The 16,050-nt window shown below is 70.1% G+C and carries 17 protein-coding genes; 9 read left to right on the top strand and 8 right to left on the bottom strand.

Translation table 11 applies throughout. The features are described 5' to 3' along the window. Positions 1–112 precede the first annotated feature (112 nt). The 4 genes from AB0B35_RS09415 (at position 113) to AB0B35_RS09400 (ending at position 3,630) form a co-directional block, all read left to right on the top strand. On the top strand, positions 113–1,267 hold the full coding sequence (locus tag AB0B35_RS09415; RefSeq protein ID WP_361042846.1) for an LLM class flavin-dependent oxidoreductase: 1,155 nt from the start codon (positions 113–115) through the stop codon (positions 1,265–1,267). Between the two features lie 10 nt (positions 1,268–1,277). Further along, positions 1,278–2,030, top strand: a complete 753-nt coding sequence (locus AB0B35_RS09410; RefSeq protein ID WP_361042843.1) for a hypothetical protein — start codon at positions 1,278–1,280, stop codon at positions 2,028–2,030. Positions 2,031–2,160: 130 nt separating this feature from the next. Next, entirely contained in the window at positions 2,161–3,051 is an 891-nt protein-coding gene (locus tag AB0B35_RS09405; RefSeq protein WP_361042840.1) for a hypothetical protein, read from the top strand. Positions 3,052–3,210: 159 nt separating this feature from the next. After that, a complete protein-coding gene (locus tag AB0B35_RS09400) occupies positions 3,211–3,630 on the top strand; it encodes an MmcQ/YjbR family DNA-binding protein (protein ID WP_361042838.1) in 420 nt (139 codons plus the stop codon). A gap of 80 nt (positions 3,631–3,710) precedes the next feature. Here AB0B35_RS09400 and AB0B35_RS09395 read toward each other — a convergent pair whose 3' ends face one another. The 4 genes from AB0B35_RS09395 to AB0B35_RS09380 form a co-directional block, all read right to left on the bottom strand. Next, positions 3,711–4,727, bottom strand: coding sequence for a hypothetical protein (locus AB0B35_RS09395; RefSeq protein WP_361042835.1), 1,017 nt, complete (start codon positions 4,725–4,727; stop codon positions 3,711–3,713). 132 nt (positions 4,728–4,859) lie between these two features. Beyond that, positions 4,860–5,354 (bottom strand): hypothetical protein, encoded by a 495-nt coding sequence (locus AB0B35_RS09390; RefSeq protein ID WP_361042833.1) that lies wholly within the window; start codon positions 5,352–5,354, stop codon positions 4,860–4,862. A gap of 184 nt (positions 5,355–5,538) precedes the next feature. Further along, complete coding sequence (locus AB0B35_RS09385) at positions 5,539–7,860, bottom strand: AAA family ATPase (RefSeq protein WP_361042831.1); 2,322 nt, start codon at positions 7,858–7,860, stop codon at positions 5,539–5,541. A gap of 85 nt (positions 7,861–7,945) precedes the next feature. Next, positions 7,946–8,431, bottom strand: a complete 486-nt coding sequence (locus AB0B35_RS09380) for an NUDIX domain-containing protein (RefSeq protein WP_361042828.1) — start codon at positions 8,429–8,431, stop codon at positions 7,946–7,948. 255 nt (positions 8,432–8,686) lie between these two features. Here AB0B35_RS09380 and AB0B35_RS09375 point away from each other — a divergent pair, with 255 nt between their 5' ends. After that, positions 8,687–9,235, top strand: a complete 549-nt coding sequence (locus tag AB0B35_RS09375; RefSeq protein ID WP_361042826.1) for a hypothetical protein — start codon at positions 8,687–8,689, stop codon at positions 9,233–9,235. 91 nt (positions 9,236–9,326) lie between these two features. Here AB0B35_RS09375 and AB0B35_RS09370 read toward each other — a convergent pair whose 3' ends face one another. Beyond that, positions 9,327–10,157: an alpha/beta hydrolase gene (locus AB0B35_RS09370; protein WP_361042824.1), complete on the bottom strand. Its 831-nt coding sequence runs from the start codon at positions 10,155–10,157 to the stop codon at positions 9,327–9,329. A gap of 101 nt (positions 10,158–10,258) precedes the next feature. Beyond that, on the bottom strand, positions 10,259–11,092 hold the full coding sequence (locus AB0B35_RS09365; protein ID WP_361042822.1) for an SUKH-4 family immunity protein: 834 nt from the start codon (positions 11,090–11,092) through the stop codon (positions 10,259–10,261). Between the two features lie 184 nt (positions 11,093–11,276). Between AB0B35_RS09365 and AB0B35_RS09360 the strand changes: the two genes are divergently transcribed. From AB0B35_RS09360 to AB0B35_RS09345, 4 genes are all read left to right on the top strand, one after another. Next, on the top strand, positions 11,277–11,945 hold the full coding sequence (locus tag AB0B35_RS09360; protein ID WP_361042819.1) for a TOPRIM nucleotidyl transferase/hydrolase domain-containing protein: 669 nt from the start codon (positions 11,277–11,279) through the stop codon (positions 11,943–11,945). 405 nt (positions 11,946–12,350) lie between these two features. Beyond that, complete coding sequence (locus AB0B35_RS09355; RefSeq protein WP_361042816.1) at positions 12,351–13,034, top strand: methionine ABC transporter ATP-binding protein; 684 nt, start codon at positions 12,351–12,353, stop codon at positions 13,032–13,034. Then, positions 13,034–13,654 (top strand): methionine ABC transporter permease, encoded by a 621-nt coding sequence (locus AB0B35_RS09350; protein ID WP_361042814.1) that lies wholly within the window; start codon positions 13,034–13,036, stop codon positions 13,652–13,654. The genes AB0B35_RS09355 and AB0B35_RS09350 overlap by 1 nt, the downstream gene beginning before the upstream one ends. Before the next feature lie 126 nt (positions 13,655–13,780). Next, complete coding sequence (locus tag AB0B35_RS09345) at positions 13,781–14,587, top strand: MetQ/NlpA family ABC transporter substrate-binding protein (protein WP_361042811.1); 807 nt, start codon at positions 13,781–13,783, stop codon at positions 14,585–14,587. Between the two features lie 47 nt (positions 14,588–14,634). On the opposite strand, the gene AB0B35_RS09340 is transcribed toward AB0B35_RS09345, so the two are convergent. Both AB0B35_RS09340 and AB0B35_RS09335 read right to left on the bottom strand, forming a co-directional pair. Next, complete coding sequence (locus AB0B35_RS09340) at positions 14,635–15,510, bottom strand: LLM class flavin-dependent oxidoreductase (RefSeq protein WP_361042808.1); 876 nt, start codon at positions 15,508–15,510, stop codon at positions 14,635–14,637. Beyond that, entirely contained in the window at positions 15,503–16,012 is a 510-nt protein-coding gene (locus AB0B35_RS09335; RefSeq protein WP_361042806.1) for a hemerythrin domain-containing protein, read from the bottom strand. Before AB0B35_RS09335 ends, AB0B35_RS09340 begins: the two co-directional genes overlap by 8 nt. Positions 16,013–16,050: the final 38 nt, after the last annotated feature.

Raw genomic sequence — 16,050 nt, 5'->3', positions numbered from 1 at the left:
GGCCGGGCAGCCGGCGGCCGACGCCGGTCCGGGGGCCGCGACGCCGCGAGTTCGGCGACGACGGCGCCACGCCCCCGGACCGCGACCCACCCGAACAGCACGGAGACCGCACATGAGCCTCACCTTCCACTGGTTCCTGCCCACCTACGGCGACAGCCGGTTCATCGTCGGCGGCGGCCACGGCCTGCCCGCAGGCGTGGCCGGCGGCGCACGCCCGGCGACCCTGGCCTACCTCGGCCAGATCGCCCGCACCGCCGAGCAGCTGGGCTTCGTCGGCGCGCTCACCCCGACCGGCGGCTGGTGCGAGGACGCCTGGCTGACCACCGCCATGCTCACCGAGGTCACCGAACGCCTGAAGTTCCTCGTCGCGTTCCGCCCCGGCCTGCTGTCGCCGACCCTCGCCGCGCAGATGGCCGCCACCTTCCAGCGCCACTCCGACGGCAGGCTCCTGCTCAACGTCGTCGTCGGCGGCGAGAGCCACGAGCAGCGCGCCTACGGCGACTGGCTCGACAAGGACGCCCGGTACGCCCGCGCCGACGAGTTCCTGCACGTCGCACGATCCCTGTGGCGCGGCGGCAGCGTCGACTTCACCGGCGAGCACCACCGCATCGAAGGCGCGACCTTGCCCCGGCTCCCCGACCCGGTGCCGCCCGTCTACTTCGGCGGCTCCTCCAAGGCCGCCGGCCCCGTCGCCGCCAAGCACGCCGACGTCTACCTCACCTGGGGCGAACCGCCCGCCCAGGTCGCCGGCAAGCTCGACTGGATCCGCAAGCTCGCCGCCGACGAAGGCCGCGAGCTGCGCTACGGCATCCGGCTGCACGTCATCGCCCGCGACACCGCCGACGAAGCCTGGGCCCAGGCCCGCAAACTGCTCGACGGCATCAGCGACGACGACATCGCCGCGGTGCAGGCCGGCCTGGCCCGCAGCGAATCCGAAGGTCAGAAGCGCATGCTCGCCCTGCACGGCGGCAAGCGCGACGACCTGCAGATCGCCCCGAACCTGTGGGCAGGCGTCGGCCTGGTCCGCGGCGGCGCGGGCACCGCCCTGGTCGGCAGCCACACCGAGATCGCCGACCGCATCGCCGAGTACGCCGACCTCGGCATCAGCGAATTCATCCTCTCCGGACACCCGCACGTCGAAGAGGCGTACTGGTTCGGCGAGGGCGTACTGCCGATCCTGCGCGACCGCGGCCTGTGGACCCACCCGGCCGGTGACCCGGCCCGTGAACTACCGAAGATCCCCTTCGCCTCCGCCCCGTCCCGATAGAGGTGACCCCATGACCGGATCGACGAACCAGCTGACCAGTGAATGTGTTGCCCACCGCTGTCCGCCGGTGTCGTCGACGGGCCCGCTCGGCCGGCTGATCCCCCATGCCGCGCGGCCCGACCGCTGGTGCTGGGGCCCAGACCAGGGATTCCATCCCCGGTCGGCCCCGCACCAGCGGGTCCAGCTGACCCCCGCCGCCGGGCTGCTGACCCGCGGGCACACCATCGGCGTACGGCAGGCCGTCGCGCTCGGCGCCGCCGGAGCCCACGCCGACCTCGCCCACGCGTTCAGCGAACTCGACTCGTGGGTGCCGTTCCCCGACGCCGACGTGTTCGCCCGGCTCGGCTGGGCCGCCCGGCACCTCGACGAGGCTGACGACGACACCAGGCGCGACGTCGTGGTCCGGGCGCTGCGCTCGATCGACGAGGAGCTGCTACCCACGTCGTGGCGGCGGCCGCTGGCCATCGCCGCCGCCGGTGCGCTGGTGTCTGCGGCCGAACAGGCGTGGCTGCGCAGCGCATGCGACGCGGCGTACCGGCGGCTGACCCGGTTCGAAACCGGTTGGCCCCAGGCCCCCGCCGACCGTCAGGCCTGGTGGGACTACGCGGCCGCCCGCGCCTGCACCGCGCTGCGCGACGGGGACTGGGTCGCCGCCGCCCGCGCCGTCACCGACCTCTACGGCCTCACCAGCCCTGACCCGCACCAGGCCGCGGCATGGCTGGGCGCGGTCGCCGACCGCGGGACCGTACGGCTTCCCAGCTGACCTCGCCGACGACCGACTACGGTTGCGGGCCCGGCAGCGGAATATCACGTGCTCATCGTGAACACGCCGGAGGCGTGGGTTCGCACTGATGGATATGCTTCGCTCTCCTTATCCCTAAAGGAGACCTGTTGTGAGAAAGCTGGTAAGCGTCGCGTCCGCGCTCGCACTCTCGACCGCCATCGCGATGGCGCCGACCGCAACTGCCCACGCCGCTACGGACAGGAGCGGGGCAGAGCGGCTGAACATCCCGAACAGCAGTGCTTGCAAGGCAGGTCGCACGGTGCTGCAGGGCATGGTGGCGGGGCCAGGAGGCCAGCTCTACATCGTCTTCACCAAGGCAGCCGGCGCGGAACCGGTCCTGTCCAGGTGGTTGCGTGACGGCTCGACCTGGGACGGTGCCAGCTGGACCTGCGCAGGTGCGCCGACCTCCATACCCACCCTCGGCCACGGTAACGATCTCGCCTACAACGCGAACTATCTCGGCCAAGGCCCTGCCTTGATCGCCACGCAGGGAAGCCAGTCCGCGTTCTTGAGCGACAAGGTGACGATCGTGCGCCTGAACGCCGACGGAACCATCGGCACCACCGCGGAAGTACGTCTGCCGATCGGCAACATCAGCGGCCTCTGCTACAGCGCGACGGCAGCCGGCGGAGCGGGCAAATACGCTGCCCGGCGGTTGGGCAGCCTGTGGACCCATCCCGGCTCCGGCGCGCTCACCAGTGGCTGGACGCTGGTGAAGAGCAACCTGACCAGTCACGACAATCGTTCCGACCAGGGCATCGACTGCTCCGAGAATTACATCTGGAACACCAAGTCAATCAACACTTCGACGCCGGCAACGGGGTGGAACTGGGTGTACCAGTACAACTGGTCCGGCGGCGACGTGGAGAGCGACATCGGCGTTCCGGGGAACGACCTGACCGATGAGATCGAAGACATCACCCACGTGGGCAGCGAATTCTTCGTCGCCGTCAACCGAAACGACGGGCTCGCCGACTCCGTCAAGGTCTTCATCGAGTAGACCTCCTGCGGCCTCCGCCTACCTGCAGACATGACCGAAGGGCCGGCTGCGCCCACGCACCCGGCCCTTCGGGTTGTTACCGGCCCCGACGCCGTGCCGTCCTTGCTGCCTGGGGCGGGCCGGCGCGGGAATGTCACTGGCAACCGTTACTGTCGGCCCATGTCCGGCCCTGGAGATGTGCCACCGGAGATGCTGGACCGGCTACGACCGATCTGCCAACGGTTGCCCGACGCGTACGAGGAACCGGCCTGGATCGGCGTCCGCTGGCGGATCCGCACGCGGACGATCGCCCACGTCTACACGCCGGACCCGGAACGTTTCCCGGTCTACGCCGAGCAGCTGATCGCCGGCGAGGCGCCGACCGTGATGACGTTTCGAGCGCCCGTCGACGACCTGCTCAGCCTGACCACCCGCGGCTTCCCGTTCTTCCGCGCCCCATGGGGCGCCAACGTCGCCGCCGTCGTCCTCGGTGACCACACCGACTGGACCGAGATCGCCGAACTGGTCACCGACAGCTACTGCGAGATGGCCCCGAGGTTCCTCGTCGCCCAGGTCGCTCCCCCTCCGCCGAGCAGCTGAACCGCAGCGCGGACGAGGGAACCGACGCCCGTCACGACCGAACCGGGACCCGACGGTCGCCGCCCCACGCCGCCTCGGCTTCAACCGCCTGGTCGGGGTCCCGTCGCATCCTGTTCCGGTCCGGGGCGGGGTCGGGACACGATGATCTGGGCGATGCCGATGACGAGGACGGCGATGGTCAGCAGCCGTTCGCCGTCGGGAAGCGGCCGGAAGTAGCCGTAGATCTGGGTGGCCACGGCGAACAGCGAAGCCCCCAGTGGCAACGCGATCGCGGGCCAGCCGGTGATCTCCCGCGACGGTCGGGCCGTCGACGGCAGCTGGGTGGCCCCGACCCCGAACGCGAGTGCGCCCGCGCTCCAGAGGAAGTCGTAGGGTGCGTTGTGGGCCATGACGTCGGCCGCGTTGAGGCTGTAGGCGGCGTCGGCGACGGTCAGGCAGACCAGCCCCGCGCCCACCCACGGCCAGCTGCCGACCAGCCGCCAGGACATCAGCGGCAGGGTGCCGAGCAGCGCGCCGAGCAGCAGCACGTCGCCGAGGGGGTAGGCGACGGTGACGATCTTGCCCAGCGGGTCGATCGGCGCGTTGTCCACCACGGGCCCGATGAGCAGCAGCACCCCCGGGGTCACCACAATGAGGACGAGGACGAAGCCGTCGAGCCACCGGTGCCAGGGAACGTCCGACACCCGGGCCCGGACCATGAACACGAGGCCCGCCATGAACAGCGGATACGTGCTCAGGTAGAGCAGGTCGGTGGGGTTCGGGGAGGGCACGTCATCGCTGACGGTGTACAGGACACGCTCGGTGATGACGGCGAGCGCGAACAACAGCAGCGCCGCCGCGAAGCACCACCACGCCGCTCGGGCCGGTCCGGCAGGCCTGCGACGCGCACCCCAGGCGCACATCACGCTCGATACCAGGATGAGCCCCGCGCTGAGCCAGTCGTCGACGACCGGCAGATGCGACGGCTGGTCGCGACGGGAGAGTTCGCGGACGGCCGCCACGACCAGCCCGATCAGCAGCACCACGACGAGGCCCCACCACAGACCCGCCCCACCGTTTCGCGCGCGGAGCCGCACGAACCAGCGTTTGTGCCGCACAGATCCACCCTCCGAGACCTGAAGTCGACCTTAACCTCGATTCGCTCGTAACGGCATCAAATAGCTGGTAAGCGTCAAATATGCCGTTTCTCCCCTGGCGCGATCAGCAGAACCAGACGTCGAAGCCGGCGCTCAACGGGTGACATGGAAGGTGAGATGCCTTTCCGTTTCGCCGGCGGGAACCGTGTGGACGTAGCCGTGGGCGGTGCCGTAGGCGCCGCTGCCGCCGTTGATCGGGATGTCGATCGAGGGACCCGCAGGCAGGTGCAGCAGCGCCTGAGCGTTGATCTGCCCGTCCGGCAGGGAGAAGGTGCCCACGCACTGCAGGGCGTCTGGGGCGAGGTGGACGTACGTGCAGACGACGCTGTGGTCGCCGATCTTCTTGCCGTCGCGGTACACGTCCTCGAAGACGGTGCGTTCGTCACCGAGGCTGAGCCCCTTCTTGCCATGGTCGATGGTTTCGGCCTGGGTCTGCTTGGCGACCAGTTGCAAGATCTCCGTGTCATGCCGCGTGTCGGGCGCGTCGTCGCCGGCGAAGGCGGCAACCGAGGCCAGCGAGCCCACGGCGAGCAGGCCGACGGCCAGCCCGGCGGCCGCGGTCAGTCGACGAACATTAATCTTGATCATGGTTGACCTTTCGTTTGTCCCCGTCACACTTGATCTCGAGCGGGCCGCCGGGCATGGTCCGGAACTTCCGGCCCGCACATTACGAGCATATGCACATATTTTCGGGAACGACAAATGTGCGCTGACGTTTGGGCAGCTCTACCGGCTCGTGGCGTTCGTTGCCGACCTCGCTTCCTGGCAGCCGTCAGGGTCGAACAGCGCTCGCACCCATGGCGTCGGCGATAACGCCCTTCACCTTGTGCCCGAGATCGCCGGCGGGCGGCAGACCGTCGCGGACCATGACCCGAAGGACCTCGTCGATCGCGTTCTTCGAACCGAGTTCCACCCCGAAGTTCTCCTTCAACCACACCTTGAACTTCGGACGTGACTTTCGCTTGCGGAAGGAGTCCAGCACCGTGCGCCACCCGGCGAAGCCCGGATACACCGCCCGGACAGCCGTCTCGTTGAGATACGCGGTGATGTCCGGACGGTCCAGGCCGACGGCTCGGTGCTTGCGTCCGCGCTGGCGGGAGTTCCTCGAAAGGGCCAGGAGCTTCCGCTCCTCGTCGGTCTCCATCCGCCCGGTGTGCACCCGCTGCACCTTCGCGTTGTCGACCAGGACGAAGACCGGCACATCGACGTACCGGTCCAGGAAGTCGAGTTCCGCGACGGCCAGCAGGTTGTCGGTGCCGAACATCCGGATCACCGCGAGACCGGCGGCCTTCAGCTCGTCACCGTAGAGGCGCTCCAGTACCAGCCGGTCGTGGTCGCCTTCGACGAAGAGCAGGCCGCTGATACCCGCGAGCAGCTCACCACGGTTCACGCCGAGCTGTTTGGCGAGGGCGCTCTGTGCCGTGACGGCGCGCGACCCGATGGTCTCCACGCGCGCGCGGCCGTTCACAGCTGACACGTGCACCCGCGTCCAGCCGGGCAGATCCAGGAAGACCGGGCTGTGTGATGCGATCACGACGTCGGCACCCTGGTCGTTCAGGGTCTGCAGAGCCGCGGCCGCGGCGCGCTGAGCTGCCGGATGCAGATGGGCCTCCGGCTCGTCGAAGACCCGCACGATACGGCGGGGCCGGGCTTCGTGGAGCAGGAACGCCAACCGGACGTGTGCCTCGATCGCCTCCACGTCCTCCCGCGTGTGTTCCCCCGTCGGCGAGACCTGGGGCTGCCGCCTGGTCAGGGTCAGCGCGGCCTGCCACGGGTCCAGGGCCTGGAGGGTCGCGTCGATGGCCTTGCTGGTCCAGAAGCCCTTCTTCGCGACCTCGGTCTCGAAGACCTTCGCGGCAGACAGGGCGGCGTCCATGAGCGCGTCCTCGTCGAGCATGTCGACGACGAGGGCCCACAGACTCGTCCGCAGCACGAGGGAGTCGTACTGCAGTGCCATCGCCGCCAACGCCTCATCGGCCCACCGTCGCTGACCTGCGGAGAGCTGGTCGAGGACGGGGCCTTCGCCCATCCCCACCCGGCCGACCGCTCCGGCGCCGGCAACCTCGATGCGGAAGTTGGCCAGGTCCTTGAGCTCCGTCATGCGAGTGCCTTCGGGATGGACGGGCACGACCGCGACCCCCGGCGCGGTGGCGTTCAGCTCGGCCATCGCATTCTGCCGCCCGACTCCGTGCAGCCACCAGTAACAGTCCAGCGCACCGGGAGCGGTGGCGACGGGCAGCCGCCGCTCCATGACATCCAGCAGACCGACCGTCGGCTCGAAGGCGATCCCGAAGGCCTGGTTCACATCTTCGTCGATCTCGCTGTCGGTTCTCGGTCGGGGCAGCCACTGCAGCTCAGCCGGGGCGTGATCGGTGGGCGGGAGCTCCATCAGCGGCATCCATCCGCCGATGCGGCCGTCCGGCTCCGCGAGTGCCCGACGCAGCGGCGCGAAAACGTCCGGCAGGGTGTCGGCCAGCGCCGCAACCGACTCGGGCACCTCCTCGACCATCAGGGTGCGGCTGAACCGGCGGGGGACCCGTCGGGGCACCCTGCGGACATTGGTATCCACGTCGGTGTCGAGGTCGATACCCTCCAGGCCATACATGATCACCGGCGTTGCGGACAGGTCGATGAGGAGTGCCGTCAGCTGATCCGGCAAACCGGCCTGGCTGATGCCCTCGTGGAAGGACTCGCCTTCGGTGACGCCCAGTGAACGCCACCACCGTCCGTCGCCGGCCCAGCGGACCAACGCGGGCTGTGCGTCCCCGACGTTCTGGACGACCTCCGCCAACTCGGGGTGCTCGGCCCACAGAACATCGTTGCCGGGGTTGGCGGGCAGGTCGGACGCAAGGGCGCGCACCATCACGGCCAGGGCGCCCGCCGCCGGTGCGTGCAGCCGCGGACGCGCGAGCGACACGCTCTCGACCGTGCCGAGCAGGAGGGCCAGGCATTCCAGCAGGTTCGTCTTGCCCGAGCCGTTGGCACCGAAGATGGCGAGCCCTTGGCCCCACGCCAGCCACACGTCGCGCAAGTTCTTGTACTCGCGCACGCTCACGCCGACGATGCCCGAGTGGACGCTCATGATCCCGTTCACGCGGGGGACTGTAAACGAGCTTACAACCCTTGATCAACGGTACGGAGGTACCGAACCGGCAGGCCGAACCGCCTCGCATCGGACGCTACATGCCGCCGCCATGCCGGGCTTGTGCGTGTGCTTTCAACGCAGAATGCACCCATTTGGAGACCGGTGGGTCAGGCGGTAGGTCCGTGAGATCGAGGGTTGTCCACCGGGCTTCAAGAATCTCGCCGTTCGGGCTCATGCCGTCCGAGCTCGCGTACAGGCGGACAATCTTGAGATGGCCCTGCCTGCCCTCGTTGGCGGTCAGGTGTTCCGCCAGGACGAGGGCCAACGGATCCAGCTCGACGCCCAACTCCTCAACGCACTCACGCCGGGCCGCCTGGTCCGGGGTCTCCCGGGCCGGTCGGTATCCGCCACCAGGCAGACTCCACAGCGACCGGTCGCCGTAGCTGTGCCGGACGAGGAGCACCCGCTCGGCGTCGGCGGCATGAACGATCAGCACCTTCACGCCGTACGTGGTCGGCTTGGCAACCCGCCAGTAAACCCCGCGGATGCGATGAAGCAGCCTGAACACCAGTGGCGACATCCTCATGGCGATCCCTTGGCGCTCATCGGTTCATCCTGCCACCGGATTCGTCGATCGCGGGGTTCCGCCGACTCATGACGGATCCGGAAGCCGCATCGAGGCGAGCCTCGCGGGGTCGGGAGGACGGTACCCGTCATTCGACTACGCCGGTCGGACGCTCGGGCGCGGACGCCAGACCTGAACCACGCCTGCCACGATCCACACCGATGGGACTCGCGTCTGGCTGACGCCACCCGGATTCGCCATCATTGACACATGACGATCACCGACGGGCTGCTGTGGCAAGCCACCGACCAGGGCCGGAACTGGCTTCTCTGGACCCGGCGAGCCGCGATCACCATCGCGATCGGAGCCGTGGGCGTGCTGGCGGTGGTGTGCGGCGAGCCCATGCTCGGCTATCTCGTCGCCGGCTGCGCCGCGCTGGTCGTGGTGATCGGTGCCGCCTACCTGGTCTGGGACCGCACGAGGTTCCTCGAGATCCGGCTGTCCGAGGGTCCTGTTCCGACGCTCGACATCCGCATGGTCACCCGCCGTGTGGTGCAGGTCGTTCTCGACGACGTCGCCCGCGTCGAGCTGATCTGCACGTATCCTGCCTACGACCCCGATTACCCGAACGACCCCCGCACGAGCGACGCTGTGCTGTTGCTGGAGTTGAGCGGCAGGCGCGGCGGGTACCGCAGCCGGGCTCGCAGTTCCACGTCCGCCGAGGCAGCCGAAGAGATCCGCGCCGAATGGCAGCGGCGGTGCCCCCGGGCGACGGTGACCCGCGAGGTTCGATTCCGCACCGGCGGCACCAACGACTGAGAGCCCCTGAGGACCGGCCGGTCGGCGAGCCCGCGGCTAAGCTCGGACGCCGCGGGCTCGCCGACCGGATGTCAGCCGGAATTGCCGCGGTTCAATCCTGCTGGTCGAGGAATGCGAGGGCGGCCGACGCGAACAGGGGCGAGTCGACAATGTTGTAGTGGGTCAGGCCGGGCAGGATCGCCAGCGCGTGGCCGCCCTTGGGCCGGCCGTCGCCCATCCAGCCGCCGTCGCGCTGCCCGCCGTCGAGCAGGCTGAAGATCTCGACGAAGTGGCTCGGCGGGGCCATGTCGGCGTCGGCGGCGACGATCAGCGTCGGCACCTGCAGGCCGCGTACCTCGTCGGTGTAGTCGAAGTCCTTCTGCATCGCCTCCCCGATCTTGTCGAGCAGCCGCGGGAAGTCCTGCGGGCGCGGCGCGACGCGCTGGTACAGCTCGTACATCGGGGTGTCCTTCATGAACTCGGCTGCGGCCGCGTTCACCTGGCCCTGCTGCCCGAGCATCTCGGGGTAGATCGCGCTGCGGCGGATGTTCGCCGAGGCGGAGACCACGCGGCCGACCTTGCCGGGGTGCCGGATCGCGGTCAGCAGGGCGACGCCGCCGCCGAGGGAGAAGCCGACGACGTCCGGGCGGTCGAGCCCGAGGTGGTCGATGAGCGCGGCGATGTCGTCGGCCATCAGCGGCACCTCGAGCGGGCGGTCGATGTCCGCGGTGCGGCCGTGGCCCTGCAGGTCGACGGCGATGACCTGGTGGTGGTCGGCGAGCGCGGGCAGGATCGGCCCGAACATCTCCCCCGAGCCGAGCCCGCCGTGCAGCAGGATCATCGGCCGCCCGGAGCCGTGCGTCTCGTAGTAGAGGTTGATGCCGTTCACCTCGGCGTACCGGCCGGTGCCCGTCGCGTCGCCGGTCTGCTCGGTGGTGCTCATGGTGATCTCCTCAGGTCTCGCGGATGGGTCTACACCTGATCTGACGGGTCGAGCGGCGCAGACTCATCGGTGCCCCGAGGAGTTTTTTCACCGTCCGGCGATCAGTCGCAGTGGTCGCCGCTGCGAACGTCACTGAGGAACCCGACCCAGAAGCCAGACGAGTCGAACGCTGTCGGGTCCAGTTCCTCGAACGCCTTGCGCACGGTTTCGGCCGCGAGGCTCTCGGGATCTCCGTACACATCGTCGTCGTCGTAGTCCCCTCCGTGCAGCGCGAACGGGTATCCGTTCTCACACACGCCGAGACAGGCGATGAAGGCCGACAGGCTCGTGTTGATCGTGGATAGCACCTCGTGTGAGCCTGCGTCGACCGCACAGATCGACAAATCGTCGAGGGCGAGACAGACCAGATCCTCCTCCCTTGTGCGCCCGATCCGAACCAGGCGCGCCCCGGACGGGTCCACCAACTGCGCGGGGACGGGATCGGCGGTGAAGATGGTGATGACCGCGCGCGGCAGGTCGTGCTGTGAGAGCACGAGTCGCGCCGCGGGTTCGATGGCGTCGAGCGCACCCGCTTCGTATCCCACCGTGCCCGATCGCCACTGCGTCCCCGGTGAGGTGACCTGTTCCGGCAGTACCCGGAACTCGTCTCCCCGCCGCAGGGTGTCCACGCTCTCCACCGAGATCGTGACGACCAGCAACTCCCGGCCCTGATCGTCGCATTCGACGCGGTGGACCCGGCACCGTAGATGCGCGGGCGCGGGGAACGATGCCGGAACCGGGTCGGCTCCGCCGACGAGGTTCGTCGCCCGGTCCACGAAGGACCACGAGGTGCCCGCCGCGTCCACGAGGCGCACTCTCAGCCAGCCCGGATAGCCCACGTCCACTCCGATCGCCTGCGCCGCGAGAAGTGACCATGCCTGTCCGGGTTGATGCATGGCCCGCATGATGCCGCATTTCGTGACTCCAGGCACGCATCGATGGGCGCCGGAGACCGCCGCTTATTCGGTTGTCGCTGTCATGCGCCTCGACGACGATGGCGTTGACCCGCCGGCCGAGACTCGCCTATCGCCAAGAGGGGATGCCGACCCGCCCGACCCTCACGACTCGACGGAGCCCACCATGGATCTCGCCCAACGCCGTGAATTGGCCCGCAGGGCGCTCGACGGATACGACAGCGGACCTGACGCCACGACCCGGGCGCTGGCCGGCGCTCAGGCGAAGATCGACGGCGCGGCGGCTCTGGTCCTCGTCGAGGGACTCAGCGACCAGATCGCGCTGGAGACGGCGGCGGCCGGTCGGGACCGTGATCTCGAAGCGGAGCGGGTCGTCATCGTGCCGATCGGCGGGGCGCACGCGATCGGCCGGTTCCTGACCGAGTTGGGCCCACTGATCACCCAGGTGCGGCTGTCGGGCCTGTGCGACGTACGCGAGGAGGAGATCTTCCGGCGTGCACTGGTCACCACGCGGGTCGGTTCGCCGCGTACCCGCGCCGACCTGGCAGCCCTCGGGTTCGAGGTCTGCGTCGACGATCTCGAACAGGAGCTGATCCGCGCCGTGGGCCCGACGCGGGTCGAGGCGCTGTTCGACTCGCAGGGCGATCTGGGGTCGTTCCGCTCGCTGCAGAGCCAGCCGGCCTGGCGCGGCCAGGACACCGAGCGGCAGATGTGGCGGTTCCTGCGCGCCGGCTCGCGCCGCAACCTGCGGTACGCACGCCTGCTCACCGAGGCGGCGATGAGCCGGGATGCCTTGCCCCGGCCGCTCGCCGCGCTGATCGACAGGACCGCCTGACAAGCCGGGCCATGCCAGGCTGCGGTTGCCTACGTCACGCTGGGTAGCGCTCGACGTGGCCGCCGTCCTAGGCTCTGCGACATGTCCACGTCTTCGCGGTTCTTCGCGCGCCCGGCCCTGATGGCCGCCGGCGCCCCGCGTCGTACGTGTCGAATGTGTCGCTGACGAGGGCCATCGTCCGCTCGCGCCCCGAAGCGAGCACCTACGCGGCCGTCGCCGTCGCGACCGCACCTGCCCCGTGAGTCTCCGCTCGCCCACCGCGTCCACGCCTGTCCGGCGTCAGCCCGCGGTTCCTTCCGGCCGTCCCGTCACGGCCGCATCTCACCCTGAGTAATCAGTTCCCGGGAAGAGCCGTACCCAGCGATGATCGAATTGCACCGTTTGCGAAAAATCTATCCCGGCGGCGTGACCGCGCTCGACGGCGTCGACCTGCACGTCGCCCCCGGCGAGGTGTACGGCGTCGTCGGCCGCAGCGGAGCGGGCAAGAGCACCCTGCTGCGCGCCGTCAACCTGCTCGAACGCCCCGACAGCGGCACCGTGCGGGTGGCCGGGCAGGAGCTGACCGCGCTCGCCCCGCGGGAGCTGCGCGCCGCGCGCCGCCGCATCGGCATGATCTTCCAGCAGTTCCACCTGCTGTCCGCGCGTACCGTCGCCGGCAACGTGGCGCTGCCGCTGGAACTGGCCGGGATGCCCCGCGCCGCACGGGCCGACCGGGTCCGCGAGCTGCTCGACCTGGTGGGCCTCGCCGACCGGGCGGGCGAGCACCCGGCTCGGCTGTCCGGCGGGCAGCGCCAGCGGGTCGCCATCGCGCGGGCGCTGGCCACGGACCCGGCGGTGCTGCTGTGCGACGAGGCGACCAGCGCGCTCGACCCGTACACCACGGTCGAGATCCTGCAGTTGCTGCGCGACCTCAACCGGCGGCTCGGGCTGACCATCCTGCTGATCACGCACGACCTGGGTGTCGTCCAGCGGATCTGCGACCGGGCCGGGGTGCTCGAAGCGGGCCGCCTGGTCGAGTCCGGACCGGTCGCGCAGCTGCTCGGGCAGCCGGAATCCGCCCTGTCGGCCTTGGCCCAGGCGGTGCGCTGATGATCGAGCTGCTGCTGCCGGCCACCGGCGAGACCCTCCACATGGTCGGCCTGGCCGCGCTGTTCACCGTGCTCGCCGGGCTGCCGCTGGGCGTGCTGCTCGGCTACGGCCCGGCGCCGCTGCGCCCGGTGCTCGGCGCGATCGTGAACGTCGGGCGGTCGGTGCCGTTCGTCATCTTGATGATCGCGGTCATTCCGCTCACCCGCGCCCTGCTGGGCACCTCGATCGGCACGGCCGCCGCGGTGGTGCCGCTGACCGTCGGCGCGATCCCGTTCTTCGCCCGGCTCGTCGAGGGCGCGCTGCGCGACGTCGACCCCGGGCTGACCGAGGCCGGGCACGCGTTCGGCGCGACGCGGGCGCAGATCGTCGCCCGGGTGCTGCTCCCGGAGGCGCTGCCGGCGCTGGTCCGCGGGCTGACCGTGACCGCGGTCGCGCTCGTCGGCTACTCGGCCATGGCCGGCGTGATCGGTGGCGGCGGGCTCGGCTACCTCGCCATCCGCTACGGCTACCAGCGCTTCGAGACCGACGTCATGCTCGCCACCGTCGCTGTGCTCGTGGCCCTGGTCCAACTCGTCCAGCTCACCGGCGACCGCCTGGCCCGCCGCCTCGACCGCCGCTAACCACTCACATCGATGATGGCCTATCAAATCGACCTTCGGTGACATAGGCCAACGTCGTTGACCCGCCCACCGCGACTCCCGCCGATTCCATCACGGTCCGGCGGAGCACATCCAAGGAGAACACTCATGAACCGCCGCGCCCTCGTAGCCGCACCCCTCGCCCTGCTCGCCGGACTCGCCCTCGCCGCGTGCGGCACCCCGGCCGCCGACAAGCCCGCCGACGCCCTGGTCGTCGGCGCCAGCTCGGCCCCGCACGCCCAGATTCTCGCCGAGGCCGCCAGACTCGTCCCCGACCTGAAACTGCAGGTCAAGGAGTTCGACGACTACGTACAACCGAACCTGGCTACCGAGAGCGGCGAGCTGGACGCCAATTACTTCCAGCACCAGGCCTACCTCGACGACTTCGCCGCCAGCAACCCTGTGCACCTGGTCGCGGTCGTGCCGGTGCACATCGAGCCGCTGGGGGCGTACTCCAAGAAGGTGAAGTCCATCGCGGACCTGCCGCAGGGCGCCGATGTGGCGATCCCCGCCGACGCCACCAACGGCGGCCGGGCGCTCGCGCTGCTGGCCGGGCAGGGTCTGATCACGCTGAAGGAGGGCGCGGGGGTCAAGGCCACCGAGCGCGACATCGCCGCCAACCCGAAGCAGTTGAAGATCACCGCGCTGGAGGCGGCTCAGCTGCCGCGCTCGCTCGACGACGTGGACCTCGCCGTGATCAACGGCAACTTCGCACTGCAGGCCGGACTCCAGCCGGCCACCGACGCGCTGGCGCTGGAGGCCGCGAAGGACAACCCGTACGCGAACCTGCTGGTGGTCAAGCAGGGCCACGAGAACGACCCGCGCATCCAGCGGCTGGCCCAGGTGCTGGCCTCGCCGGAGATCAAGAAGTTCATCGAGTCCACCTACGACGGCGCGGTCATCCCCGCATCGTGAGCCCGTCGGCGGCGCGGCCGGGCGGGGCCGTGCCGCCGACGCCCCGTTCAGGCGGTGAGTTCGCGCACCCGGGGCACGACCTCCTGCGCGAACCGCCGCAGCTGGTCGAGTTCCGACATGACGGGCCAGAACACGAAGGTGTCGAAGCGCAGCCCGTCGGCCCATCCGGCCAGCGTCTGCGCCCAGGTCTCGGCGTCGCCGAACAGGCCCTTGCCGCGCTGGGACCCGCCGATCATGCCGAGCACGTTGTAGAGGCGGCGCACGTCGGCCGGGTCCCGGCCGACTCGCGTGGCCGCCTGGTCGATCAGCTTCTGCTTGGCGGGGACCTCGCCGGGCGGCACGTACACGTTCAGCGGGCTGATCCAGCCGTCGGCCAGCTCGCCGATCAGGCCGAGCATGCGCGGGCCCTGCGCACCCAGCCACACCGGCACCCGGTGCGGTGTCACCGGGCCGGGTTCGTACCCGGCGACGCGGTGGTGGCGGCCGTCCATCGCGATCGGCCCGTCGGCGTCGAGCGCCGCTCGCAGCAGCCGCAGCGCTTCGGCGGTGAACTCGACGGCCGCGCCGCCGCGCACCGCGTTGCCGCCCATCGCCGCGACCGCGTCCGGGAAGCCGCCGGAGCCGACGCCCAGCTCGAACCGGCCGCCGGTCAGCACGTCGAGCGACGCTGCGGCCTTGGCCAGCATCGGCACGGGCCGCAGTGCCATGTCGGCGACGTCGGTGAGCAGCCCCACCTGGCTGGTATGCGCGCCGAGGTGGGTCAGCGCCGCCATGGTGTCCAGGTGCCCCGGCTGGTACGGGTGGTCCTGCACGGCGATCAGGTCCAGTCCCGCCTCGTCGGCGGCCTGCGCCAGCGCGGTCATACCGGCGACGTCGCCCGCCGACGGGGTGACCGCGAGCCCGAACCGCAGTCCGTCAGCCATGGAAAGGCCACCTCTTCCAGGTCTTGAGCACGGGCTCCAGCGCCTCCTCCTCGAACGCCAGGTGTTCGAGCAGGTGGTCGGAGAGCGTGCGCAGCGCTTCCACCAGCTTCGCGCGGATCTCCGCGTCGCCGCCGCCCAACGCGCGAGCCGCCCCCTCGACCTGGTCGAGCAGGTCGGAGACCACACGGTGGTCGGACTCCAGCCGGTCGACGGTCTGGCGCAGGTGCGGCGCGGCCTTGCGCACCGCCGGGAACAGCATCGCCGATTCGAGGTGGTGATGGTGGTGCACGAACTGGCAGTAGCTCAGGCAGTTGACCTTCAGCTGGAACAGCGCGCCGTTGCTCTGCAGCCCGCGTACGCCCTCCTGGAGCGCGGCGGCCGGCGCTCCGGCCGCGGCCTGGTCGGCCAGCCGCCGCACCACGGCCAGGTCACGGCGCACCATGTCGTGGATCGCCCGCAGCTCGGCCAGCAGGGGGTTGTCCATCGTTCGTTGTCTCGTCATCGCACGTCTCATTCGCCAGGGGTGACGCCGCAGTGATC

Origin of the sequence: Catellatospora sp. NPDC049133 (assembly GCF_040648455.1) — a bacterium.
In the GTDB taxonomy this organism is placed as follows: Bacteria; Actinomycetota; Actinomycetes; order Mycobacteriales; family Micromonosporaceae; genus Catellatospora; species Catellatospora aurea.
Note: the sequence above shows the minus strand (reverse complement) of the source record. Positions and strands in the feature narration are given on the sequence as shown.

Excerpts from the sequence above, each read along its gene's own strand:
- AB0B35_RS09415 (WP_361042846.1), top strand. The coding sequence starts at position 113 with ATGAGCCTCACCTTCCACTGGTTCCTGCCCACCTACGGCGACAGCCGG.
- AB0B35_RS09410 (WP_361042843.1), top strand. The coding sequence starts at position 1,278 with ATGACCGGATCGACGAACCAGCTGACCAGTGAATGTGTTGCCCACCGC.
- AB0B35_RS09400 (WP_361042838.1), top strand. The coding sequence starts at position 3,211 with ATGTCCGGCCCTGGAGATGTGCCACCGGAGATGCTGGACCGGCTACGA.
- AB0B35_RS09390 (WP_361042833.1), bottom strand. The coding sequence starts at position 5,354 with ATGATCAAGATTAATGTTCGTCGACTGACCGCGGCCGCCGGGCTGGCC.
- AB0B35_RS09380 (WP_361042828.1), bottom strand. The coding sequence starts at position 8,431 with ATGTCGCCACTGGTGTTCAGGCTGCTTCATCGCATCCGCGGGGTTTAC.
- AB0B35_RS09375 (WP_361042826.1), top strand. The coding sequence starts at position 8,687 with ATGACGATCACCGACGGGCTGCTGTGGCAAGCCACCGACCAGGGCCGG.
- AB0B35_RS09370 (WP_361042824.1), bottom strand. The coding sequence starts at position 10,157 with ATGAGCACCACCGAGCAGACCGGCGACGCGACGGGCACCGGCCGGTAC.
- AB0B35_RS09365 (WP_361042822.1), bottom strand. The coding sequence starts at position 11,092 with ATGCATCAACCCGGACAGGCATGGTCACTTCTCGCGGCGCAGGCGATC.
- AB0B35_RS09360 (WP_361042819.1), top strand. The coding sequence starts at position 11,277 with ATGGATCTCGCCCAACGCCGTGAATTGGCCCGCAGGGCGCTCGACGGA.
- AB0B35_RS09350 (WP_361042814.1), top strand. The coding sequence starts at position 13,034 with ATGATCGAGCTGCTGCTGCCGGCCACCGGCGAGACCCTCCACATGGTC.
- AB0B35_RS09345 (WP_361042811.1), top strand. The coding sequence starts at position 13,781 with ATGAACCGCCGCGCCCTCGTAGCCGCACCCCTCGCCCTGCTCGCCGGA.
- AB0B35_RS09340 (WP_361042808.1), bottom strand. The coding sequence starts at position 15,510 with ATGGCTGACGGACTGCGGTTCGGGCTCGCGGTCACCCCGTCGGCGGGC.
- AB0B35_RS09335 (WP_361042806.1), bottom strand. The coding sequence starts at position 16,012 with ATGACGAGACAACGAACGATGGACAACCCCCTGCTGGCCGAGCTGCGG.